Source organism: Burkholderia latens (genome assembly GCF_902499045.1).
GTDB lineage: Bacteria > Pseudomonadota > Gammaproteobacteria > Burkholderiales > Burkholderiaceae > Burkholderia > Burkholderia latens.
In genome coordinates this window covers 205,738-223,303 of sequence record NZ_CABVPL010000003.1, presented here as the reverse complement: position 1 = coordinate 223,303, position 17,566 = coordinate 205,738, and the positions used below count along the sequence as shown (strand labels likewise).

Sequence of the window (17,566 nt, the reverse complement as noted above, 5' to 3'; positions counted from 1 at the left end):
CCGGTGCGGACGGTTGCGGTGAATCACGGCGAGATGACGCGCGGCGACAGCAGGAAGAGCCGCTCCATGTGGCTCTTCTGGCGGTTGTCGGTCCTGAAGAGCGCGCCGATCAACGGAATCTTCGAGAGCCCGGGCACCCCGGTCACGCCCGTCGTCGCGCTGTCCGCGCGATAGCCGGCGATGAGCAGCGCCTGCCCCTCCTCGATGAACGCCTGCGTGTTGATCGTGCTGTTCTGGATCACCGGCAGGTTGCTGACCGTCTGGTCGGTGAGCTGGCCGTCCTGAATCGCCACGTCGAGCTTGATGCGCGTGCGCCCGTCCTCCTCCACGACCATCGGCAGCACACGCAGCGAGATGCCCGTCGACACGCTGTAGAGATCGCCCGACGTGTATCCCGACACTGGCACGAAAAACTGCGTCTGGTTGTCCATCACGGCCTCGATGTTGTTGAGCGTGACGACCTTCGGGCTCGCGTCGATCTTGGCGGCCTTCGTCTGCTGCAGTGCCGAGATGCGTGCCATCAGATAGCGGCCGGCGTCGCCGAGCACGGCGGCCACCGATGCGCCCACGGGCGTCGCCGCCGCCAGCATGTTGCCCGCGAGCGCCGTCTGGCCGAAGTTCTGCGAGAGCGTGCCGTTGTAGGTGCTCTGTGCGAGCGTGCCGGTACCGGTCTGCACGTCGATGTGGCTGTTGTGCGCGGTCCAGTCGACGCCGAGCTGATGCAGTGCGTCGTCGTCGATCTCGATGATGTGCGCCTCGATCTCGATCAGTTGCGGTTTGACGTCGAGGCGATCGATCAGTTTGCCGTACTGATCCATCCGGTCGGCCGTATCGCGAATCACGACGGAGTTCGTGCGCTGGTCCGCGACGATGACGGGCAGTTGATCGTCGCTCGCCGGCGCCGTGCTCGTGTTCTGCGGCGGCGGCGGCTCGCCCACCGCCGCCGCCACGGCCGGCGAAGGCTGCCCGGTGAGCCCGGCGAACATGCCCTTGCCGGCCGCGCCCGACGGCACCGGCGGCGGAATGTACGGGCCGTTGTAGGCATTGCCGTTCACGTCGTTGATCGGCGTGTTGCGCTTCACGCTGCTCGCCGCGCGGCCGCCCTCGCCCTCGCCGCGCCTGTCGGCGGCCTTGGCCGTGCGCGGGTGGTAGATGCCGTTGAGCACGGCCACCACGCCCTGCAGCGTGACCTGCTGGCCGTCGATGGGCACCGTCCGGTCGTGCGCCCACGCGTGATAGAGCGGAAAGACGCGTACCTGCGTGCCGCTTCGATGCGCCGCGTTGTTGTCGAGCCGCGAGGCCACGTTCGTCACCATTTGCACGTAGCGAGGCGGCCCGCTCACGAGCGCCGTGCCCTGCGCGCTGTCGTAGACGATCGGAAAGCGCGCGTCGGCGATGTGCAGGCGGTCGAGCGCATCGCGCAGCGCGCCCGTATCGGCCGAATCGAGCTTCACGAGCGTGCTCTGCAGTTCGGCGGCCGTCGTGATGTCGAGCACTTCGCCGTCGTAGTACCACACGAAGCCGAACGACGCCGCGAGCGTATCGAGAAAGCGCCGCGGCGGCAGATGGAACTTGCCGCTCACGGTGCCGCTCACATCGGCGGCGATGCGCGTGGGGATGCTCTGGCTCGCGCCGAAGTCGCGCAGCACATCCTTGATGTCCTTGCCCTGCGCTTCGTAATCGACGAACGACGACTTCCAGCGCACGGCCGCTGCCTCGGCAACGGGGGCGGTCGCCCCAAACGCGAGCGCGGCGGCGAGGGCCACGGTGCTCAGCCGGCGAGTCCAGTTCATGACGCGCCGCCCGCGATGAAACGTACGCGGCGCCGCCCGGTGCTTCTCCGACACATCGACAAGGTTTTCATGTAAGTTCCGACTATCTTTCATAGGAAGGGCATTGACGATGAACGCTCCGAGTCACGAACGTCGCGACCTGACGCGCGAGATTCTCGAATTGATCGACCTGCGGCAGACTTTCACCGACATCCATATCGAGCAGGACCGGCCGATCATGATCAAGGCGCCGCGCGGCTGGCTCGCCGTCGGCGAGGAGCCGGTGCTCCACGACGAAATGCTGCCCACGCTGGCCTCGATCGAACCGGACTGGGAGGCGCAGCTTCAGCACGGCGCGATCGATCGCCCGTTCGTGCTCACGCGCTGCCGCCTTCGCTGCAACATCTACCGCACCAATGGCGGCCGCAAGCTCGTCATCTCGATCCGGCGCCTGCCGCTGCAGCCGCTCGCGCTCGACAAGCTCGGCCTGCCCGCCTACGTGCGCTCGATGATCGACAGCGCCAAGGGGCTGATCCTCGTGACGGGCCCGACCGGCTCGGGAAAGACGACGACGATCGCTTCGCTGCTCGAGCACATCAACCGCACGCGCAACAGCCACATCGTCACGATCGAGGAGCCGATCGAATACGAACTCGAGGGGCGCGCGTCGATCGTCTCGCAGCGGCAAGTGCCCACCGACACGCCGAGCTTCTCGGCCGGCCTGCGCGAGGCGCTGCGGCAAAAACCCGACGTCATCATGGTGGGCGAGGTGCGCGACCCCGAGACGGCGGAGACGGCGCTGCAGGCCGGCGAATCGGGCCACCTCGTGCTCGCGACGATGCACACGGGCAGCGCGATCGGCACGCTCACGCGGCTGCTGTCGTTTTTTCCGGCCGAGCAGCGCGAGCGCTATGCGGCCGCGCTCGCGAACTGCCTGATCGGCGTGATCTGCCAATGCCTCGTGCCGACGGAGGACGGCGAGAACTTCGTGCTCGCGAGCGAACTGCTCTTCAACAACAATCAGCAGATCAGCGGCCTGCTGACCGATCCGGGCAAGCTGCCGTACCTTGCCGAGTTCATGAAGCGCAAGGAAGACAACATGTCGCGCATGCTCAACGAGCATCTCTTCAGCCTCGTATCGAAGCGGCAATGCCTGCCGCGCGACGTGCTGCGCGCGACCTACAATCGGCTCGAGCTGCACGAAATGCTGCAGACGCTCGCGCCGCACTGAGCCCGCGCGAACGCGGTGCCGGCGCAATGGCGCCGGTCGCGCCGAGCGTGGCGGTGCATTGAAGGTGCGCGGTATCGATGGGCTCACGGTCGGTCGCTCAGTAATAGGAGTTGATCGTCCAGCCCGCAGCGACGGGCGTGTTCCAGACCGTCTGGCCGGACTCACCGCAAAAGCTGCTGACCCACGGCGTCGTGATACCGGCGTACGTCGCCCAGTTCGTCGTCACGATGATCGTGTAGGTGCCAGGCGTGCCCGCCTGGGCCAGCGCGTTGTTGATCCCGCCCGAATCGTCCTGAAGCGTCGGCGTCTGGCTCTCCGTATGCCCGAGGTTGTGGTTGCCGCTGTCGGTGATGTCGATGCTCTGCGACAGTTGCCCCCGGTTGCCGTAGGGGCCGTTGCACATGCCGTCGTTCAGGTGCGCCCAGGTGGACGCGACGATGATCCCCGGCTTGGTGAGGTCGACGGTCGTCCTGAACGTATACGAGTACGTACCGTTGCTGCCGTTGTACGAATAGGCGCCCGATTGGAAGTTCGTCGCCGGCTGCCCCGTGCAGGCCGAGTAATCGCCCGCGCCATTGGGGTTGGCCATCACGAGCTGACAGCCCGTGAGCGATGACGCCGGCTCGATCTCGCTTTGCGTTTGCCACCTGCCGCCGCGGCACGACAGCACGCGCCCGTTCGCATCGGTGGAGACGAGCGTCGTGCTCGCCGACGCGGCGGCGATGGCCGAGTTCTGCGGCGCAGGCGGGCATGGGTCGCCGACGTTGTGCGCGTTGCCGAGCGCGAGATTGCCCGCTTCATCCACCGCCAGCGCCTGCCATGTGGCGCCGTTGTACGCATAGGCCCGATTCGTCGCGGCGGTGAGCCGCACGTCGCCCGGATGCGCGGCAACGCCTTCGAGCGCCGCTTCGTTGGCCACCGGTTCGCGCCAGTGATAGGCCGCCTGCGGCACCCACAGGTTCTGCGTTCCATCGCAATTCAGGACGTTGCCCAACGAGTCGGCCGCGATGGCTCCAGGCTGCGTGCAGGCGGCATAGTCGATCTGCCGCGCGAGCACGATCGGCACTTGCATCGTGTTCGCCTGCGGATTGCCCGGCACGGCCACGCGGTACAGATAATCGACGTTCTGCGCCTGCGTGCCGTCGTAGAAAATGAGGCTCGCCAGATGTCCCGTGCCCGTTTTCGTGCCTGTGCAGGATGTATTCGCCGGGTTGGGCGTATCGATCTTCCAGGTGCCGAAGGCGCCGATGGCCGCGCCGATCGCATTGTTCGTCGCCTGGATCGAACCGCCGCCCGGGCCGGCGTTCGCCGCGATGTAGCCGAGTTCGGAATCGGGAATGGTCCGGCCGCCCTCCGTGACGAGCAGCGCCTGCAACGCCGCCGGGTTGGCGCCGCCCGGCGCCGCGTAGACGAGCAGGCACGGCACCTGACCATAGGGGTTCGTGCCGCTCAACGCGCTCGAAAGGTAGGTCGACAGCTGGTACGTCGAGCCGGTCATTTTCGCGATCACCGGCGAGGTGGTCGTGGCCTGGGCCGCGAGCGCCGTGTAGTTCTGTTGAATGAGCCGCGTGGCAGCCGCCGTCACCTGCGACTGATAAAGCGCGGCCTGCTGCGCGCGCGTATCGTCGAGCGACGAGTTCGTGAGCGTGACGAGGCCCGCCATCATCAATGCGGCGAGCGCAAGCACGGCCAGCATCTCTATCATCGTGAAGCCGTGCATGCGGCGACCCGGCCGCACGCGGGGGCCGGGGCGCCGCATGCCGGTGCGGGCAAGGGTACGGGTGCGCTCAGTCATACGCTTGCGCCATCCATACCGGCATGCCGTTCGGGATCGCGTTCGCCAGTGCGGCCGGCAGCGGCACGGCCGGGTTGCCGGGGGACACGACGTTGGCGCCGAGCGCCACGCCGGCCAGCGCCGAGCCCTGCGCAATCTGCTCGATGCCGTCGACCGCGGCCGCGGCCGCCGACGCCGCCGCATAGACCACGACCAGGCTGCCCGTATAGCCGGTATTGGGCTGGACGTGGTTGCGCCACATCGGATCGGGAACGGTCGCCCCGAGGTAGGGTGCGAGGCTCGCCGCCGGCACGCTGCCGGCGAACGACGGGTTGGCGCGCGCGAAGGCCACCACGGCCTGCCGATAGGCGCTCATGTTCGCCGCGAGCGCCATCGCCGACGGCGCGAGCGGCGCCGGCGCCGCCTCGGCGCCGAGCAGCGCGTAGGCACCGGTCAGCATCGCGAAGGCGGCGACGATCCAGATCAGGAACATGGCGGGCGGCTCGTGGCGTCAATCGGAGCGAAGGCCGATACCCGGCGCCGATCAGGCGGAAGTCCAGATGATGTTCTTCGCGCCACCGGCACAAGCCGCCTGAGCGGCGGCCGGCGTTACCGGCACCGTTTGCGCCGCACCGCCGATAGAGACGGCCGTCCAGGTGCCGCCGGCGGAGGCCGCGTTGATGCATACGTCCGTCGGCACGGAATCGAATTCGATCGTGAATGTCCCGGTGCCGGTGCCCGTCACGGTGACTGCGCCACCCCAGGAATCGGTGACGGTATTTGCCGCGGTGTCGATGACGAGCGTAGTCGGGATGATGCCGGCGGAAATGGCGACGGTCGTCGTCAGCCCGGTGTAGCCGTTGGTCTGCCCCATATACAGCTTCTTGACGCCGGTCTGGATGGCCGTCACCTGCTCGGCCGTCTGATTCGACGAAGCACTGCCGAACGCGCCGCGCAGCAGCGCAATGGCACCGATGACGACGATTGCGGCGATCCCGAGATAGGCGATCGCTTCGAGCAGGGTGGCGCCACGCTGCATGCGGCGCGACCCACGGCTGCCCACCCTGGCGCGAATCGATGCGACGGTCTTGACATTCATGTTGCTCTCCTTGGTTCCCTCAATCGACACTGAAGAAAGACGTGCCATTCGTTTTCGATACCCATTCGTTTGCACTGCGCTTACACGCCATTACACGGCACGCTCAATGCAGACTCCGAGCCAAAGCCGCAATTTCCTGCTGAATTCCGAAGAAGCCGCTGATGAGCCACGACAGCACCAGCGCGAGCACGACGATCGCCGCGCCGTTGACCACGCGCATCTGCGCCTCGATCGTCTCCACGCCGTCGGTCATCCACTCGTTCGCGATCGCGTGCAGCGCCTCGGCGAAGCCCTTGTATTCGGCATACACACACAGATCATCGACGATCTCCTCCGACGGAAACCGGTAGCCGGCGTTCTTCATCGCCTCGCCGACGTTGAGCCCCGACTTCACGCCGAAGAGCATGTCGTCGATTCGCTGCCTGAGCCACGGCTTCGCATCGGTGGCCAGCCGCGCGAGCGAGCGTTCGACCGTGAAGCCCGCCGCCTGCAGCGACGAAAACGCGACGAGAAAACCGCAGCCCGTAATGAGCCGATAGATCGAGTAAGGCGGGTAGCGGTCGAGCCAGACGCGCACGTTGCCGGACCAGCGCGGCATCGAGTAAAACAGCGCCGCGACGAGGATCGCGAGCACCACGAGGCAGTAGATCATGCCGCCCTGCACGAACCGGGACAGCTCGTAGAGCGACTTCGCCACGCCGTGCCAGCGCTCCGGGCTCACGATCGACGCGAAGCGCGGAATCACGAGCTTGCCGAAGAGGTACACGTAGCCGATCGTCATCGCCACGATCACGCACGGGTAGGTCAACCCGCCGACGATGGCCGTGCGGATCCGGCGGCTGTACTGCACGACGGAGCATACGTTCAGCAGCGCGGCCTCGAGGCGCCCGGACTGCTCGCCGGCCATGACGATCATCTGCTCGGTATGCGGCACCCACCACGCCATCGCCTCGGCCAGCATGCCGCCGTTTTGCACGACGCTGCGCCAGTCCGCCAGCGTCAATGCCAGCGGCTCGTTCGGCTTGCGGCCCTCGTGCGACGCACGCAACTCGAGCTCCTCGAGGATCTTGAGCAACGGCAACCCGTTCGCGAGCATTTTCGCGATCTTGCGATAGAGCCGCAGCCGCGCCTGCGTCGTGAGTTGCAGGCGCGCCCAGCGCCGGTTGAGCTCAAGTGCCATAGCCGCTTCCGAGCGGCTGCGGCCGCCCCCCGCTGCCCGGCAGGAACGGGCCGACCACGCGCTCCGCCATGCGCGGATCGACGAGGCCCGCCGCCACTTTTTCGAGCGCGTGCTGCGCGACCGTCTGCCCCGCGAGTTCGTCGAGCCAGTACGCCTGTGCATCGGGCTTGCGCCCGGCGCGCAGCAATTCGCAAAACGTCGCGTCGGTGCGCACGACCTCGGCCACCACGGTCCGGCCGACCGTGCCGTTCTTGCAATGCGGGCAACCGGGCCCGGCCACGCGCACCGCATCGAACCGCGCGCCGACGGCCCGCTTCACGCGCGCGACGAGCCCCATGTCGAGCCGCGCCGTCGCGTCGGCCAGCGGGCGCGAGCAGTGCGGACACAGCAGCTTGACGAGCCGCTGGCTGATGAGCCCCGTGACGAGCGATTCGTCCGTCACCATCGCGATCGGCAAGCCGAGATCGACGAGACGGTCCACTATCGCGAGCGCGCCGTTCGCGTGCACCGTCGTCCAGACCTGATGGCCCGTCATCGCGGCGCGCAACGCGCTTTGCGCCGATGCGCGGTCGCGCACCTCGCCGATCATGATCGTGTCGGGGTCGAGCCGCATCGCATTCGCGATCGCGGCGGCGAACGCGAGCGAGCGCGCCTCTTCCGTCGGCGCGTTGACCACGGGCGTCTGCACGGCGCCCTCGATCGGGTACTCCACCGGGTCTTCCACCGTGATGACGTGGATCGAGCCGGCCATCTCGCGCAGTTGCTTCGTCAGCACGCGCTGCAACGTCGTGGATTTGCCCGAGCCGGTCGGGCCGCTGATGATGTTCATGCCGTGCGGCTGCTGTGCGAGCAGCTCGAACACGTTCGCCTGCGCCACCGTGAAGCCGAGCTCGGTCAGGGCCGTCGCCTCGCCCGCATCGTTGTAGAGCAGCCGCAGCACCATGACGCTGCCGACGCTCGTGGGCGCCGTCGCGATCCGCACGCCGAAAAGCCGGTCCGGCAGCTTGTCGCGATCGCCGATGGCCGCATCCTGGCGTTCGTTCGGCTTGTAGGTGTTGTCCGATACGCTCGACATCGCCGCATAAAGCGTGGCGAGCAGCCGCTCGCCGTACTCGCGCGTCTGCTCCGAAATGCGCACGAGTTCGTTGTGGATGCGAAAAAGAATCTCCGTGCTGAACCGGTTCACACGGATATGGATATCCGACGCACGTTCGGCGCACGCCCGCGCGATCAGGTTCTTCGCGACGACCTGCATCTGCGTATGGTCGATGCGCTCGGCACTGCCGTCGCGGCGCGGGCCCTGATAGCTGCGTCTGATCGCATCGAGTGTCACGAGCCGCGTCGTGTAGCGGCAATTGAGCCGTTCGAGCCTCGCGCAGTACGACAGCACGAACGGATTCATTTCGTGCCCTTCGGCAACGAGCAGCGTGCCGTCGTCGAGCAGACAGAGAAACTTGCGCTCCTCGTCGCTCGCGGCGAACTCCCCGCTGTCGGAAAGCGGGCGCGCCACCGCGGCGAGCGGCAGCGCGCGCCCCGGCGGCTGGCCTGGCGACGCCGTTTGCGCGGGCTGCACCGAAGCGGCGGCGGCAGCGGCCACGGCGCTCAGCACCGGCGCGCGCGGCCGCGCAACGGGTGCGGGAGCCGGCTCGGCCGGGGCCGCCGGCTGACCCTGCGTAACAGGCGGATCGGTTTCGATCGGCTTCACGGCACGCGACAGGATCAGCGGCGTCACGCTGTGGGGCGTCTTGCCCGGAGATGTCGGAGACGAGCTCATGGCGTCACCTCCCAGGCATCGGCAAAGCAGGCAGCGTCGGCACCGGCGGCACACCGGGCGAGCCCGTCGACGCCACGTTGCGCGCGGGCTGCTGCCGCGCGCTCGCGGAGACGGTCAGCGTCGTGCGCCGTCCGTCCTGCGATGCGAGGACGATCGCACCCGGGCGGATGGCGGCCACGCGCATGCCGTTGGGCAGCGTATCGCCGGGCCCGACGTCGAACTCCGCGCCGTCGCTCGTCGCCACCGTTGCGCTGAGCGTCTTGCCGAGCCCTTGTGTCGCCACGAGCGACACGTCCGAATACGAGGAGACGGTACTGCCCATCCGGTGCAGCGCTTCTTGCCGCTCCGCCACCTGCGCCTGCGCATCGAGCTTTTTCAGCTGTGCCTTGAGGATCATCGTTTCCTCCTGTAGCCGCATCAGTTCGTTGGCTGCCTGCACGGCGGCCGGTGTCGGAACGACGTTCATGCGCGGCGCCGCTTCCGCGGGCGCGGCGGCCGCGGCAGCTGCGGCGCTCGCCTCGCCGAACGCGGCCAACGGCCACGCGCAGCAGCAGGCGAGCACCAGCACAGTCAATGCATCGTCATTTTTCATAGAGCACTCCGTCGAGCGTCCACTGCCCGGATTTATATGAAAGCGTCTCGACGCGCACGCCCGGCTCGTCGAGATACCGGATGAGGCTGTCGGGCCGGACGCCGCCCAGTTGCGCCGAAATGCGCCAGGTCTGCCAGCTCGGCGCCGGGGGCGGGCCGCCGCCCGGATGCAGCCGGTCCAGCGTTTGCGAAGCGAGGCTGCGCTGCGGCGCGCTTGCCGGCTGCGGCGTGAACGTCAGGCCGATGCCCAGCAACTGGAACGCGGACAGCATGCGCAAGCGCACGCCGTGCACGCCATCGATCACGTCGTCTCCCCCCACGGGCAATGCCAGCGGCTCCACGTAGCTCGCATGCTCGCCGTTGCCGTCGATCGTCGCGCGCGGCTCCGCCGCCATCAGCATCGCCACGTTCGATCCGCCCCGCGACCAGCTGTAGCTGACGTTCGACGCGCGGCAAACGTAGTCGTCGAGTTCCCAGCCGCCCGGCGCGATCTGCGTGAAGTGATCGACGCACGCGCGAACGAACGCATCGGGCCGCGGCTCGCCGGCCCACGGGTGCGCGGCTTCGGGCGGTGCCGCGGGCCTGGGCGGATGCAGCGCGAGCGCCGCGCGCATCCGCTCGAACGCCTGCTGCCGCTCGACTTCCATACGGTGGCGCCGGTACGCGACGATGCCGGCCGCAACCGCGGCCGCCACCACGATCGCAACGGCCACCAGCAGCACCTCGCGCCGCGGTGCGCGCCGCGAGACACGCGACAGATTGAGCCAGCGCGGCAAATGCGGCTTGCCGCCCCGGCGCGGGATCATGTCGTCGATGCGCCGCGCGTAGAAGTTGTGGAATCCCTGCACTTCCAGCTGCGGATCGCCGATGACGACGTTCCAGCCGCCGAGGCTGTAATCGCTGTGCAGCCGCTCGAACACTTCTTCGCTGGAACCGATCCAGTCGCCGTTCGGCAGGAATGCGCCGTCGCGCACGGCGAAGTAGGCCCAGCGCCCGTCGGGCAGATGGAACGCACCGAGCCAGTTGGGCGCCGGCTGCTGGCGTCCGTCGTAGAACGCGCCTTCGGCCGCGATCGTCTTCGACACGAGCGCGCCGAGCGACGGCAAGCCTAGTTGCGCGCCCTCGCGCGTGCTCGCGAAACCCGCGCCCGCGAAGGTGCGGTCGATACGCAGCACCATCGCATCGAAATTCAGGCGCGCGGCGAGTTCCACGGCCTCCGCGCGCAGCGCGTGCCGGCGCGAGAGCGATTGCCAGAAAAGGCCGCATATGAAACGCTGGCGGCCGATCTGGATGACTTGCGTCGCCATGACGGATCCTGTGCCCGAGCGCGCGTCAAGCGCCGTTGATCGCGATCGGCGAGAGCAGGATGACGATCACCTCGCGCGTGCCGGACGCGTTGAACCCGCCCATCGCATAGTTCGACGGATGGCCGACGCCTTGCCGGTTATCCAGATCGGTGATGCCCTCGTAGCCGCTGATGACGAGCGTCTGCCCCGACTTCACGGCGATGCGCTGCAGGAAGTTGCGCGTATCGACGGTCGGCAGCTGGATCTGCTGGTTCGCCGGGCCGAACGGCGCAAGGCTCACGAGCGACGAAATGTTGCTGTAGAACTGCATCATGATCGTGCCGTCGTCGAGGATGTGCGGCAGCACCGTGAGGTTGAAGCCGGTCGTGATCGTGCCCGGCGTGAGCGACGTCTGGCTGCCGATGTTGACGGTGTTGGTCGTCGAGATCTGCGCGAGATAGCCTTGCTGCTCGGCCACCTGCACGGGTACGGGCTGATCGTTGAGCGTCGTGATCGAGGCCGAGGTCTTGCGGTGCACCGTGCCCTGCGTCGAAAGCGCGTCGATGATGGCCGTCGTGCTCGACGCGCGGCTCGACGGTGTGATGACCGTGGCCGAGAGCTCGCTCGGGTTTTGGATCATGCTCGTGAACGCGGTGGTGATGCCGAACTGCGTGCCGAGCGCCTGATAGACCGCGTGCCAGTTGATGCCGTAGCTGTCCTGCGCGGAAAGCGTGACCGAGAGCACCGTCACGTTGATGAGCACCTGCCGCGCGAGCACGCGGTTTTGCTGCTCCATGAACTCGCCCACGCGCTCGAGCACATCGGGCGTATCGGTGACGGAGATCGAGCCCGTGGCCGGCGAGGTGATGACCGAACCTGCCGGAGAGAGCATCGCCTTGATCGCCGTCTGCAAGCCGTTGTACACCGAGAGCTGCGCGTTCATCGTGATATTCGCGGTGTTGTCCGACGACACGGACGGCGAACCGGACGTCCCGCCGCCTCCGCCGCCGATGCCCGCGCCACCGGCGCCCGATCCGCCCGCCGCCCCCGCGCCGTTGCTCGAGGCGCCGCCGCTGTTGCTCGCACCGCTCACGACGTTCGTATCCAGCTTCGAGTCGCCCGGGATGGCGACGACCTGATAGACGCGCGTGGCCGTGTAGAAGAAGACGATCGCGCCGTCCTCGTACTTCCAGTAGACGCCGAAGCGAGCCGACGCCGTGTCGAGCAGCCCGCGCAGCGTACCGCGCGAATACGCGATGCGCACGGGCGAGGATACGCTCGGCACGCGCGCGGCCATCGTCGCGGCGCTCGTGCTCGGCGCGGGCCCCTGCAACAGGCCGGCGGGCAGCGGCGGCACGCCGGGATAGGCTCCAGCGCCCCCCGTATCGACCGCGGTCTGCGTCGCGCGCGCGGCCGCTTCGCTCGTGCCCGGCGCAACCTTGGCCGGCAGGTGCGCGAGGCGCGAAATGCGATCGGCGAACATGCGCAGCGAATCGACCGTGCCGTCGAAGCTCGCCGGCTCGTCGAAGAGCTTCGGCAGCGTCGATTTCGTCGCGATCTTGATCGTCTTGCCCGAAAGCCAGAGTTCGTCTTTGACGACGACGCCGTCGCTGCCCGGCACCGCGCGGTTGTCGCCGTTCGACAGCTTGCCGAGCAATTGCCCCGCACGCGCGGTATCGGCCTGCGAGCTGCGCTCGATCTTGTCCAGCAGACCGGTGCACCCCGCGAGCAGCGAAAGGCATGCGGCAAGGATGACGAAAGGACGACAGAGGACGCTCATCAACTTGCTCCTTTGGGCACGACGCGCATGACGCGGTTGCGCTGATACAAGACCACCTGAATCGGCACCTGCGAGCCGGCGAGCGCATTGGTCACCTGACGCAGCGCTTCGGCGAGCGTGCCGTGTATCGTGGCCGTCGCGTCGACCTGAAAATCGGTCGGCACGTCCCAAATGAATTGCCAGCCGGCTTCGCTCGCCCAGCGCGCGAGCGCATTGCGCACGGAGCCGTCCGACAGGCGCATCTGCCACTCCGTGCGCTCGGGCGCCGCCGCGGGTACGAACGCCGGAGTCGCGGCGGGCGCCGACGAGGGCGCCGGCGAGTCCGGGCCGGACGCCGGTTGCGTGGCGGCGAGCAACGGGGGCGCCATGGCGTCACGCTTGGCGGGCGCGGGTAGCTTGGCGGGCGCAGGTGCCTGCGCTCGCGGCGGTGCTGAAACAAGTGCCGGGACCGATGCCGGCATGGACGGTCCGGCTGCCGGCGCAGGCGACGTCGCCAGAGCGGGTGCGGGTGCGGGCGCCTGCGCTGCCGGCACCGCCGGTGCTGCCGCCGGTGTGCGAGCCGATGCCGGTGTTGCAGGTATCGGCGTCGAAACACGCGCCTGCGCCACGGTCTGCGCCTGTGCAATGGCAGGTCCCGCCGCGGGAGCCATCGCCGCCGCGCCCGCGGGCAAGGTGGAAGACGGATTCGTGGCGACACCGTTCATGCGCGACGCCGCGCCGGCCGGCGGCGAGGAAGGCTGCGGCGCGTCAACGTTTGCGCGCCGCGCATGCGCAGTCACCGTGAGCAGACGCATATCCGTATCGATGCGCGCCTGCAGCACGGGATCGACCGACAGCGCCTCGCCGAGCGCGTGCACGACCGACGCGCCGGCGCGCCAGCTCACGAGCGCGTCGGCCCATGCGCCCGCGTTCGGCACATTGATGCTGTAACTCGTCGGCATGATCTGCTCGAGCGCGCGCAGCAACGGAACGTCGTGGCCGCCCGTGCGCACGACGCCGCCCAGGCGCTGTCCGCCGTCGACGATGACTTGCTGATCGGACGCGTGCGCGACCGTGCAGGCGAACCAGACGCCGCACAGCAGCGCCCGAATCGCCGGCGGCATCGCCGCTACCCAAACATTCGCCCTCGCCCGGTTCCGCCGCTTATCGCTCACGCACTTCGGATGCACCGGAAGCACTATTTTTTTTGTTGCCACGTTCTTTTCAATCTGCTTGAACCATGCCAATAGCTGCCCTAAAAGCAATACCGAAAGGCGTCAGGAATTCGAAAGAAATTGTGTAAGAAAACAGTAACGACGCGTAAGGATAGCACTACAGCTCAATGGGTGTTTACGGCAAAGTACACCGCACCTTTAAGGAAAAAAATAATCCTGGAAAATCATCCTTTCTCGGCCGGCATGGATGATACAGGCACCTGCGCGAGAACGTCGCCTTCGCGGCACAAGCCCCGCCCAGCATGGCGCCGCGGCAGCCATGACGTTTTTTTTGAACGTTTCGGCGCGAATCGCGGAATGGCTGCCCCGGAAATATGCCAGATACAAAAATGTGCTATGGCACCGCTCGCGCGCGAACCGCCAATTGAGTGCCGCGCAGCAGGTATCCGCAATTCAGTGCATGAGGCGGATTGAGATTCAGACTCCAATGTTTAATCGTTCTTGATAAACAAGCGCGAACCGATTCATGGCGCTCTTCCAATCGTGCCGGCAACCGGTCCGCCTGGCCCAGACGTTGCGCCGCGCCAGCCGGATCAACGCGCGAAGATCCGGATAGGCTCGCCATCACCGCACCAAACAACGCACGGCGGCGCCAACCGTAACAAATCATCAAAAAACGCGACGCAGGCCTCCCGTTCGTGCGTGAAAGTCCCCCGCGGCACTGCGCGCTCCGGCACATGCCGATGCCAGATCGAAGGTAACAAACCATCACAAACACGAGCCTGAATCGGCCCGCGATGAAAACATGCGCTCACTGCTTCACGAATCGTTTCACGCCACTTAACGCATCGCTCATTGAGTCAGGAGCACGACATGTTCTCGACGATCTACTTCGCCGCCGCCTCGGCCCTCGCTTCCGACGACATCCCTGCGGACGTCGCCTCGAAAATGCTCCAGGGCCAGTTTCTCGACGCTGTCCGCCACGCCGCACGCCATGCCGATACCGACACGGCGCAAGCGCAGCCCGGCTACGCGCAACTGCAGGTCTGCGCCGACCTCGAGCTGATGCTCGGCCGCCATGAAGAAGCGGAGGAAACGTATCGCCGCGCGCAAAAAGCCATTCGCGCCCAACGCGACGGCCTGCGTATCGCGTCGTGCCGCAATACCGGCTGGCAAGCCTTCTTCCGCAACCAGTTCAACGTCGCGCTCAGTTGCTTCAAGCGCGTCGGCGAGGAAAAGGCTGCCACGCCGCGCCAACGTCTCGACAGCCTCGTCGGCGCGACACTCGTTTCGTTTCATCTCGGCTTGATCCAGGCGGCGTGCCATCGCCTCGGCGAATTGGCCGCGCTGGCGGCAACGCACGGCGATCGCCGCTGGAGCTACCTCGTGGAGGCGCTGCGGCGTGACCTCTTCGCGCAGCACGAACTGCACGGTGCAGAGCGACTCGCCGACCACATCTACTGGCGCTCGGCTATCGGGGAGTTCGAGCCGAGCGAAGCACCGGTACCCGGCTCGCAGCCCGCGGGGACCGTGCTGCCGCTGCTGGCCGAACGACTCTCGCATCTGAACCGGCTCGTCTCGCTGGCCGATGGCCGGACGAGCGCGGGCGAAACGCTCAAGCAATACGTGAGCTGGAGCCGCCAGGCCGGCCTCAACGATTATCGCCGCAGCCTGTGCCTCGAAATCACGTTGGCCGCGATCGCCGGCCACGCGACGCCGTTGGCCGAAGCGATGCTCGATGCGTCCGGCGCGGCGAATTCGCAAGGCAGCCAGCATGCGCGCTGGTACCTCGACTACCTCTACTGCCGCGCGAAGATCATGCAGCAGCAGATGCGCACGCAGGAATTCGCGCAGTTCTACGGCCGCTACGCGCTCGCGTCGATTCAGCACGTGCGCGCGGACATGTCGATGCCCGCCGCCGCGGCCGATCACATGCAGGCGTCGCGCACGGCGCAGCGCTCCGACGACGTGAGCGCCCGCCTGCCGGCGAAATACCGCCGCGCGTATCGCTATCTGATGGACAACCTCGACCAGAAGGACCTTTCGGTGCGCGAAGTGGCATCGCATGTGGGCGTGACCGAGCGCGCGATGCAGGCAGCGTTCAAGAATCACCTCGGGCTGTCGCCGAGCGAGCTGATCCGGCGCCAGCGGATGGAGCGCATTCGCGACGATCTGCTCGACGACGGCGCACCGGCCACGCGCGTGCTCGACGTCGCGAACAAGTGGGGAGTGCGCCATCGTTCGACGCTGATCAACGGCTACCGGCGCGTGTTCCAGGAAGCGCCGTCGGAGACGATGGGCCGCTGAGGGCGGCGGTATGCGGCGCCCAAGCGCCTGCGCCGCCGATCGGTAACACGGCCGGCCCACGGCTTTTTTCGCCAACGCCGTCCGACGAAACGCAAACGCGTGGGTCGGACGGCGTTTTCATTCACACGTCGGTGCGAAGCGATTCCCGCACCGCTTCTCTTACCGGATGATCCATGATGCGACTATTCACGTCCAAGCCGGCGCTCGCGCTGGCGCTTGCCGTTCTGTCCGCTCGGCCCGCCGACGTGCGTGCGCAGACCGCCGACTGCTTTGCGGCCGCCGCGGCCTATCAACATGTGAGCCCCGTCGTGCTGCGCGCGATTGCGTGGCAGGAATCGCATGGCAACGCGAACGCGCTCCATCGCAACCGGAACGGTTCGACCGATTACGGCATGATGCAGATCAACTCGATTCACCTTCCGCTGCTGTCGCGCTACGGCGTCTCGGCGGACGACCTCATGAACCCATGCTTGAGCGTGTACGTGGCTGCGTGGCACCTGCACAAGATGATGGTCAGATACGGGAATACCTGGGCGGCGATCGGTGCCTACCATTCCGAGACACCTGCCGAGCGCGACCGCTACGCGCGGTCGGTGGAACGCATCGTCGAGCGCATGAAACTGGCGGATGACGGGCAGTAGGACGAGCAGGGGCCGCCGGGGAGACCCGGCTGCCCGCGAACGTCATCAACAGAGAGAGCGGCGTTGCATGAGGAGGGCGTCCCGGATGGCGAGCGCCAAGGCAAGCGCGAAGCGAGCGCGAAGCGGGAACGAAGCAGGCAAAAGGCGTGGACGATCGGACCGGGGCGTTCGCGAGCCGCGCGCGACAGCGCCGCGGCCCGCCGTAGCCGCTACTGCCCCTTGGCGGCGTTCGAAATGTTGCTGGCACCCTTGTTACCGACCGACGCCAGCGCCGATGTGAGCTCCTGCGACTGCTGGTTGACCGCGGCCGCCATCGTGTTCGCGTTGTTGAGCCGCGTCATCTCGCTTTGCTGCTTCAGGAAGTCGTTTTGCATCGCGGCCATTTGCGTCACGGGGTCCCCTGCGCCGAGGGCCGATGGACGCACGATGTCACCCGCCGCATGCATGGCGGTGGACGCGACGCCGGGCGGCAGAAAGTGACTTCCGGCATGAAGCGCCGAACTCAGAACCTGTGCACCGACGTTCCCCGCGCGCCCCGGCAGGCTGGCAAAGTTGCGGGGCGGCGGCGGCGGAGGTGGCGGCGCGCCGTCGGCCCCCTTGAAGCTGGATAGCCCGTCCAGTTGGCCTTTGCTGCGCGCGGGCGATTGCTTTTGTGCGCCGTCGGCCGCACCGTTCTTCGTCCCTTTCTCGAACTCCGCGACACGGGACTGGACGAGCCCCGGCCGAATTCCTAAGTTGTTCATGGCGAACTCCTTGAGTGACATGACGATTTCCGTCGCCCGCAACATCGCTCGATGTCGGTGCGGCACGGTCCCCGCATCCCACTCACGCGGAGCGATATCGAGGAATGCAAGCCGAAGCTTATGCTCCGCGGCATTGCGCAACGCAAGCGACGCGACGCGGCGAGCGAAATTGCGAAGCGCGCATGCGGCACATGCGATGAAGTGCGCAAATGGATCCGCAGTCGTAGTAGCGGC

14 protein-coding genes are annotated in these 17,566 nt (G+C 67.2%); 3 read left to right on the top strand and 11 right to left on the bottom strand.

The genetic code is table 11. The annotated features are described in order from the left end of the window. Positions 1–23: 23 nt before the first annotated feature. Entirely contained in the window at positions 24–1,793 is a 1,770-nt protein-coding gene (gene sctC, locus BSE24067_RS03585; RefSeq protein WP_151064956.1) for a type III secretion system outer membrane ring subunit SctC, read from the bottom strand. 103 nt (positions 1,794–1,896) lie between these two features. Here sctC and BSE24067_RS03580 point away from each other — a divergent pair, with 103 nt between their 5' ends. Further along, the gene (locus BSE24067_RS03580) at positions 1,897–3,003 is read left to right on the top strand and encodes a type IV pilus twitching motility protein PilT (protein WP_420883486.1); all 1,107 of its coding nucleotides are present in this window, start codon (positions 1,897–1,899) and stop codon (positions 3,001–3,003) included. Positions 3,004–3,100: 97 nt separating this feature from the next. On the opposite strand, the gene pilV is transcribed toward BSE24067_RS03580, so the two are convergent. The 9 genes from pilV to BSE24067_RS03535 all read right to left on the bottom strand — a co-directional run bounded on the left by pilV (position 3,101) and on the right by BSE24067_RS03535 (position 13,713). Then, positions 3,101–4,798, bottom strand: a complete 1,698-nt coding sequence (gene pilV / locus BSE24067_RS03575; protein ID WP_151064954.1) for a shufflon system plasmid conjugative transfer pilus tip adhesin PilV — start codon at positions 4,796–4,798, stop codon at positions 3,101–3,103. After that, entirely contained in the window at positions 4,791–5,270 is a 480-nt protein-coding gene (gene pilM, locus BSE24067_RS03570; RefSeq protein WP_151064953.1) for a type IV pilus biogenesis protein PilM, read from the bottom strand. The genes pilV and pilM overlap by 8 nt, the downstream gene beginning before the upstream one ends. A 51-nt stretch (positions 5,271–5,321) precedes the next feature. Next, positions 5,322–5,876: a type 4 pilus major pilin gene (locus BSE24067_RS03565; protein WP_151064952.1), complete on the bottom strand. Its 555-nt coding sequence runs from the start codon at positions 5,874–5,876 to the stop codon at positions 5,322–5,324. 103 nt (positions 5,877–5,979) lie between these two features. After that, on the bottom strand, positions 5,980–7,056 hold the full coding sequence (locus BSE24067_RS03560; RefSeq protein WP_151064951.1) for a type II secretion system F family protein: 1,077 nt from the start codon (positions 7,054–7,056) through the stop codon (positions 5,980–5,982). Continuing rightward, positions 7,046–8,830 (bottom strand): GspE/PulE family protein, encoded by a 1,785-nt coding sequence (locus tag BSE24067_RS03555; protein WP_174904690.1) that lies wholly within the window; start codon positions 8,828–8,830, stop codon positions 7,046–7,048. Before BSE24067_RS03555 ends, BSE24067_RS03560 begins: the two co-directional genes overlap by 11 nt. A 4-nt stretch (positions 8,831–8,834) precedes the next feature. Continuing rightward, positions 8,835–9,398 (bottom strand): type IV pilus biogenesis protein PilP, encoded by a 564-nt coding sequence (gene pilP / locus BSE24067_RS03550; protein ID WP_244130448.1) that lies wholly within the window; start codon positions 9,396–9,398, stop codon positions 8,835–8,837. Positions 9,399–9,411: 13 nt separating this feature from the next. Further along, a complete protein-coding gene (gene pilO2, locus BSE24067_RS03545; RefSeq protein ID WP_151062286.1) occupies positions 9,412–10,728 on the bottom strand; it encodes a type 4b pilus protein PilO2 in 1,317 nt (438 codons plus the stop codon). 25 nt (positions 10,729–10,753) lie between these two features. Next, complete coding sequence (gene pilN, locus BSE24067_RS03540) at positions 10,754–12,487, bottom strand: PilN family type IVB pilus formation outer membrane protein (protein WP_151062287.1); 1,734 nt, start codon at positions 12,485–12,487, stop codon at positions 10,754–10,756. Continuing rightward, the gene (locus BSE24067_RS03535) at positions 12,487–13,713 is read right to left on the bottom strand and encodes a toxin co-regulated pilus biosynthesis Q family protein (protein WP_244130449.1); all 1,227 of its coding nucleotides are present in this window, start codon (positions 13,711–13,713) and stop codon (positions 12,487–12,489) included. Before BSE24067_RS03535 ends, pilN begins: the two co-directional genes overlap by 1 nt. A gap of 801 nt (positions 13,714–14,514) precedes the next feature. Between BSE24067_RS03535 and BSE24067_RS03530 the strand changes: the two genes are divergently transcribed. Further along, complete coding sequence (locus tag BSE24067_RS03530) at positions 14,515–15,948, top strand: helix-turn-helix transcriptional regulator (protein WP_151062288.1); 1,434 nt, start codon at positions 14,515–14,517, stop codon at positions 15,946–15,948. A gap of 173 nt (positions 15,949–16,121) precedes the next feature. Further along, entirely contained in the window at positions 16,122–16,589 is a 468-nt protein-coding gene (locus BSE24067_RS03525; RefSeq protein WP_151062289.1) for a lytic transglycosylase domain-containing protein, read from the top strand. 209 nt (positions 16,590–16,798) lie between these two features. On the opposite strand, the gene BSE24067_RS03520 is transcribed toward BSE24067_RS03525, so the two are convergent. Next, entirely contained in the window at positions 16,799–17,353 is a 555-nt protein-coding gene (locus BSE24067_RS03520; RefSeq protein ID WP_244122156.1) for a hypothetical protein, read from the bottom strand. Positions 17,354–17,566 lie beyond the last annotated feature (213 nt).

What these genes read in the sequence shown, in the direction of transcription:
- pilN (WP_151062287.1), bottom strand. Translation starts at nt 12,487, where the DNA reads ATGAGCGTCCTCTGTCGTCCTTTCGTCATCCTTGCCGCATGCCTTTCG.
- BSE24067_RS03520 (WP_244122156.1), bottom strand. Translation starts at nt 17,353, where the DNA reads ATGTCACTCAAGGAGTTCGCCATGAACAACTTAGGAATTCGGCCGGGG.
- BSE24067_RS03565 (WP_151064952.1), bottom strand. Translation starts at nt 5,876, where the DNA reads ATGAATGTCAAGACCGTCGCATCGATTCGCGCCAGGGTGGGCAGCCGT.
- BSE24067_RS03525 (WP_151062289.1), top strand. Translation starts at nt 16,122, where the DNA reads ATGATGCGACTATTCACGTCCAAGCCGGCGCTCGCGCTGGCGCTTGCC.
- pilO2 (WP_151062286.1), bottom strand. Translation starts at nt 10,728, where the DNA reads ATGGCGACGCAAGTCATCCAGATCGGCCGCCAGCGTTTCATATGCGGC.
- pilM (WP_151064953.1), bottom strand. Translation starts at nt 5,270, where the DNA reads ATGTTCCTGATCTGGATCGTCGCCGCCTTCGCGATGCTGACCGGTGCC.
- BSE24067_RS03530 (WP_151062288.1), top strand. Translation starts at nt 14,515, where the DNA reads ATGTTCTCGACGATCTACTTCGCCGCCGCCTCGGCCCTCGCTTCCGAC.
- BSE24067_RS03560 (WP_151064951.1), bottom strand. Translation starts at nt 7,056, where the DNA reads ATGGCACTTGAGCTCAACCGGCGCTGGGCGCGCCTGCAACTCACGACG.
- sctC (WP_151064956.1), bottom strand. Translation starts at nt 1,793, where the DNA reads ATGAACTGGACTCGCCGGCTGAGCACCGTGGCCCTCGCCGCCGCGCTC.
- pilV (WP_151064954.1), bottom strand. Translation starts at nt 4,798, where the DNA reads ATGACTGAGCGCACCCGTACCCTTGCCCGCACCGGCATGCGGCGCCCC.
- BSE24067_RS03555 (WP_174904690.1), bottom strand. Translation starts at nt 8,830, where the DNA reads ATGAGCTCGTCTCCGACATCTCCGGGCAAGACGCCCCACAGCGTGACG.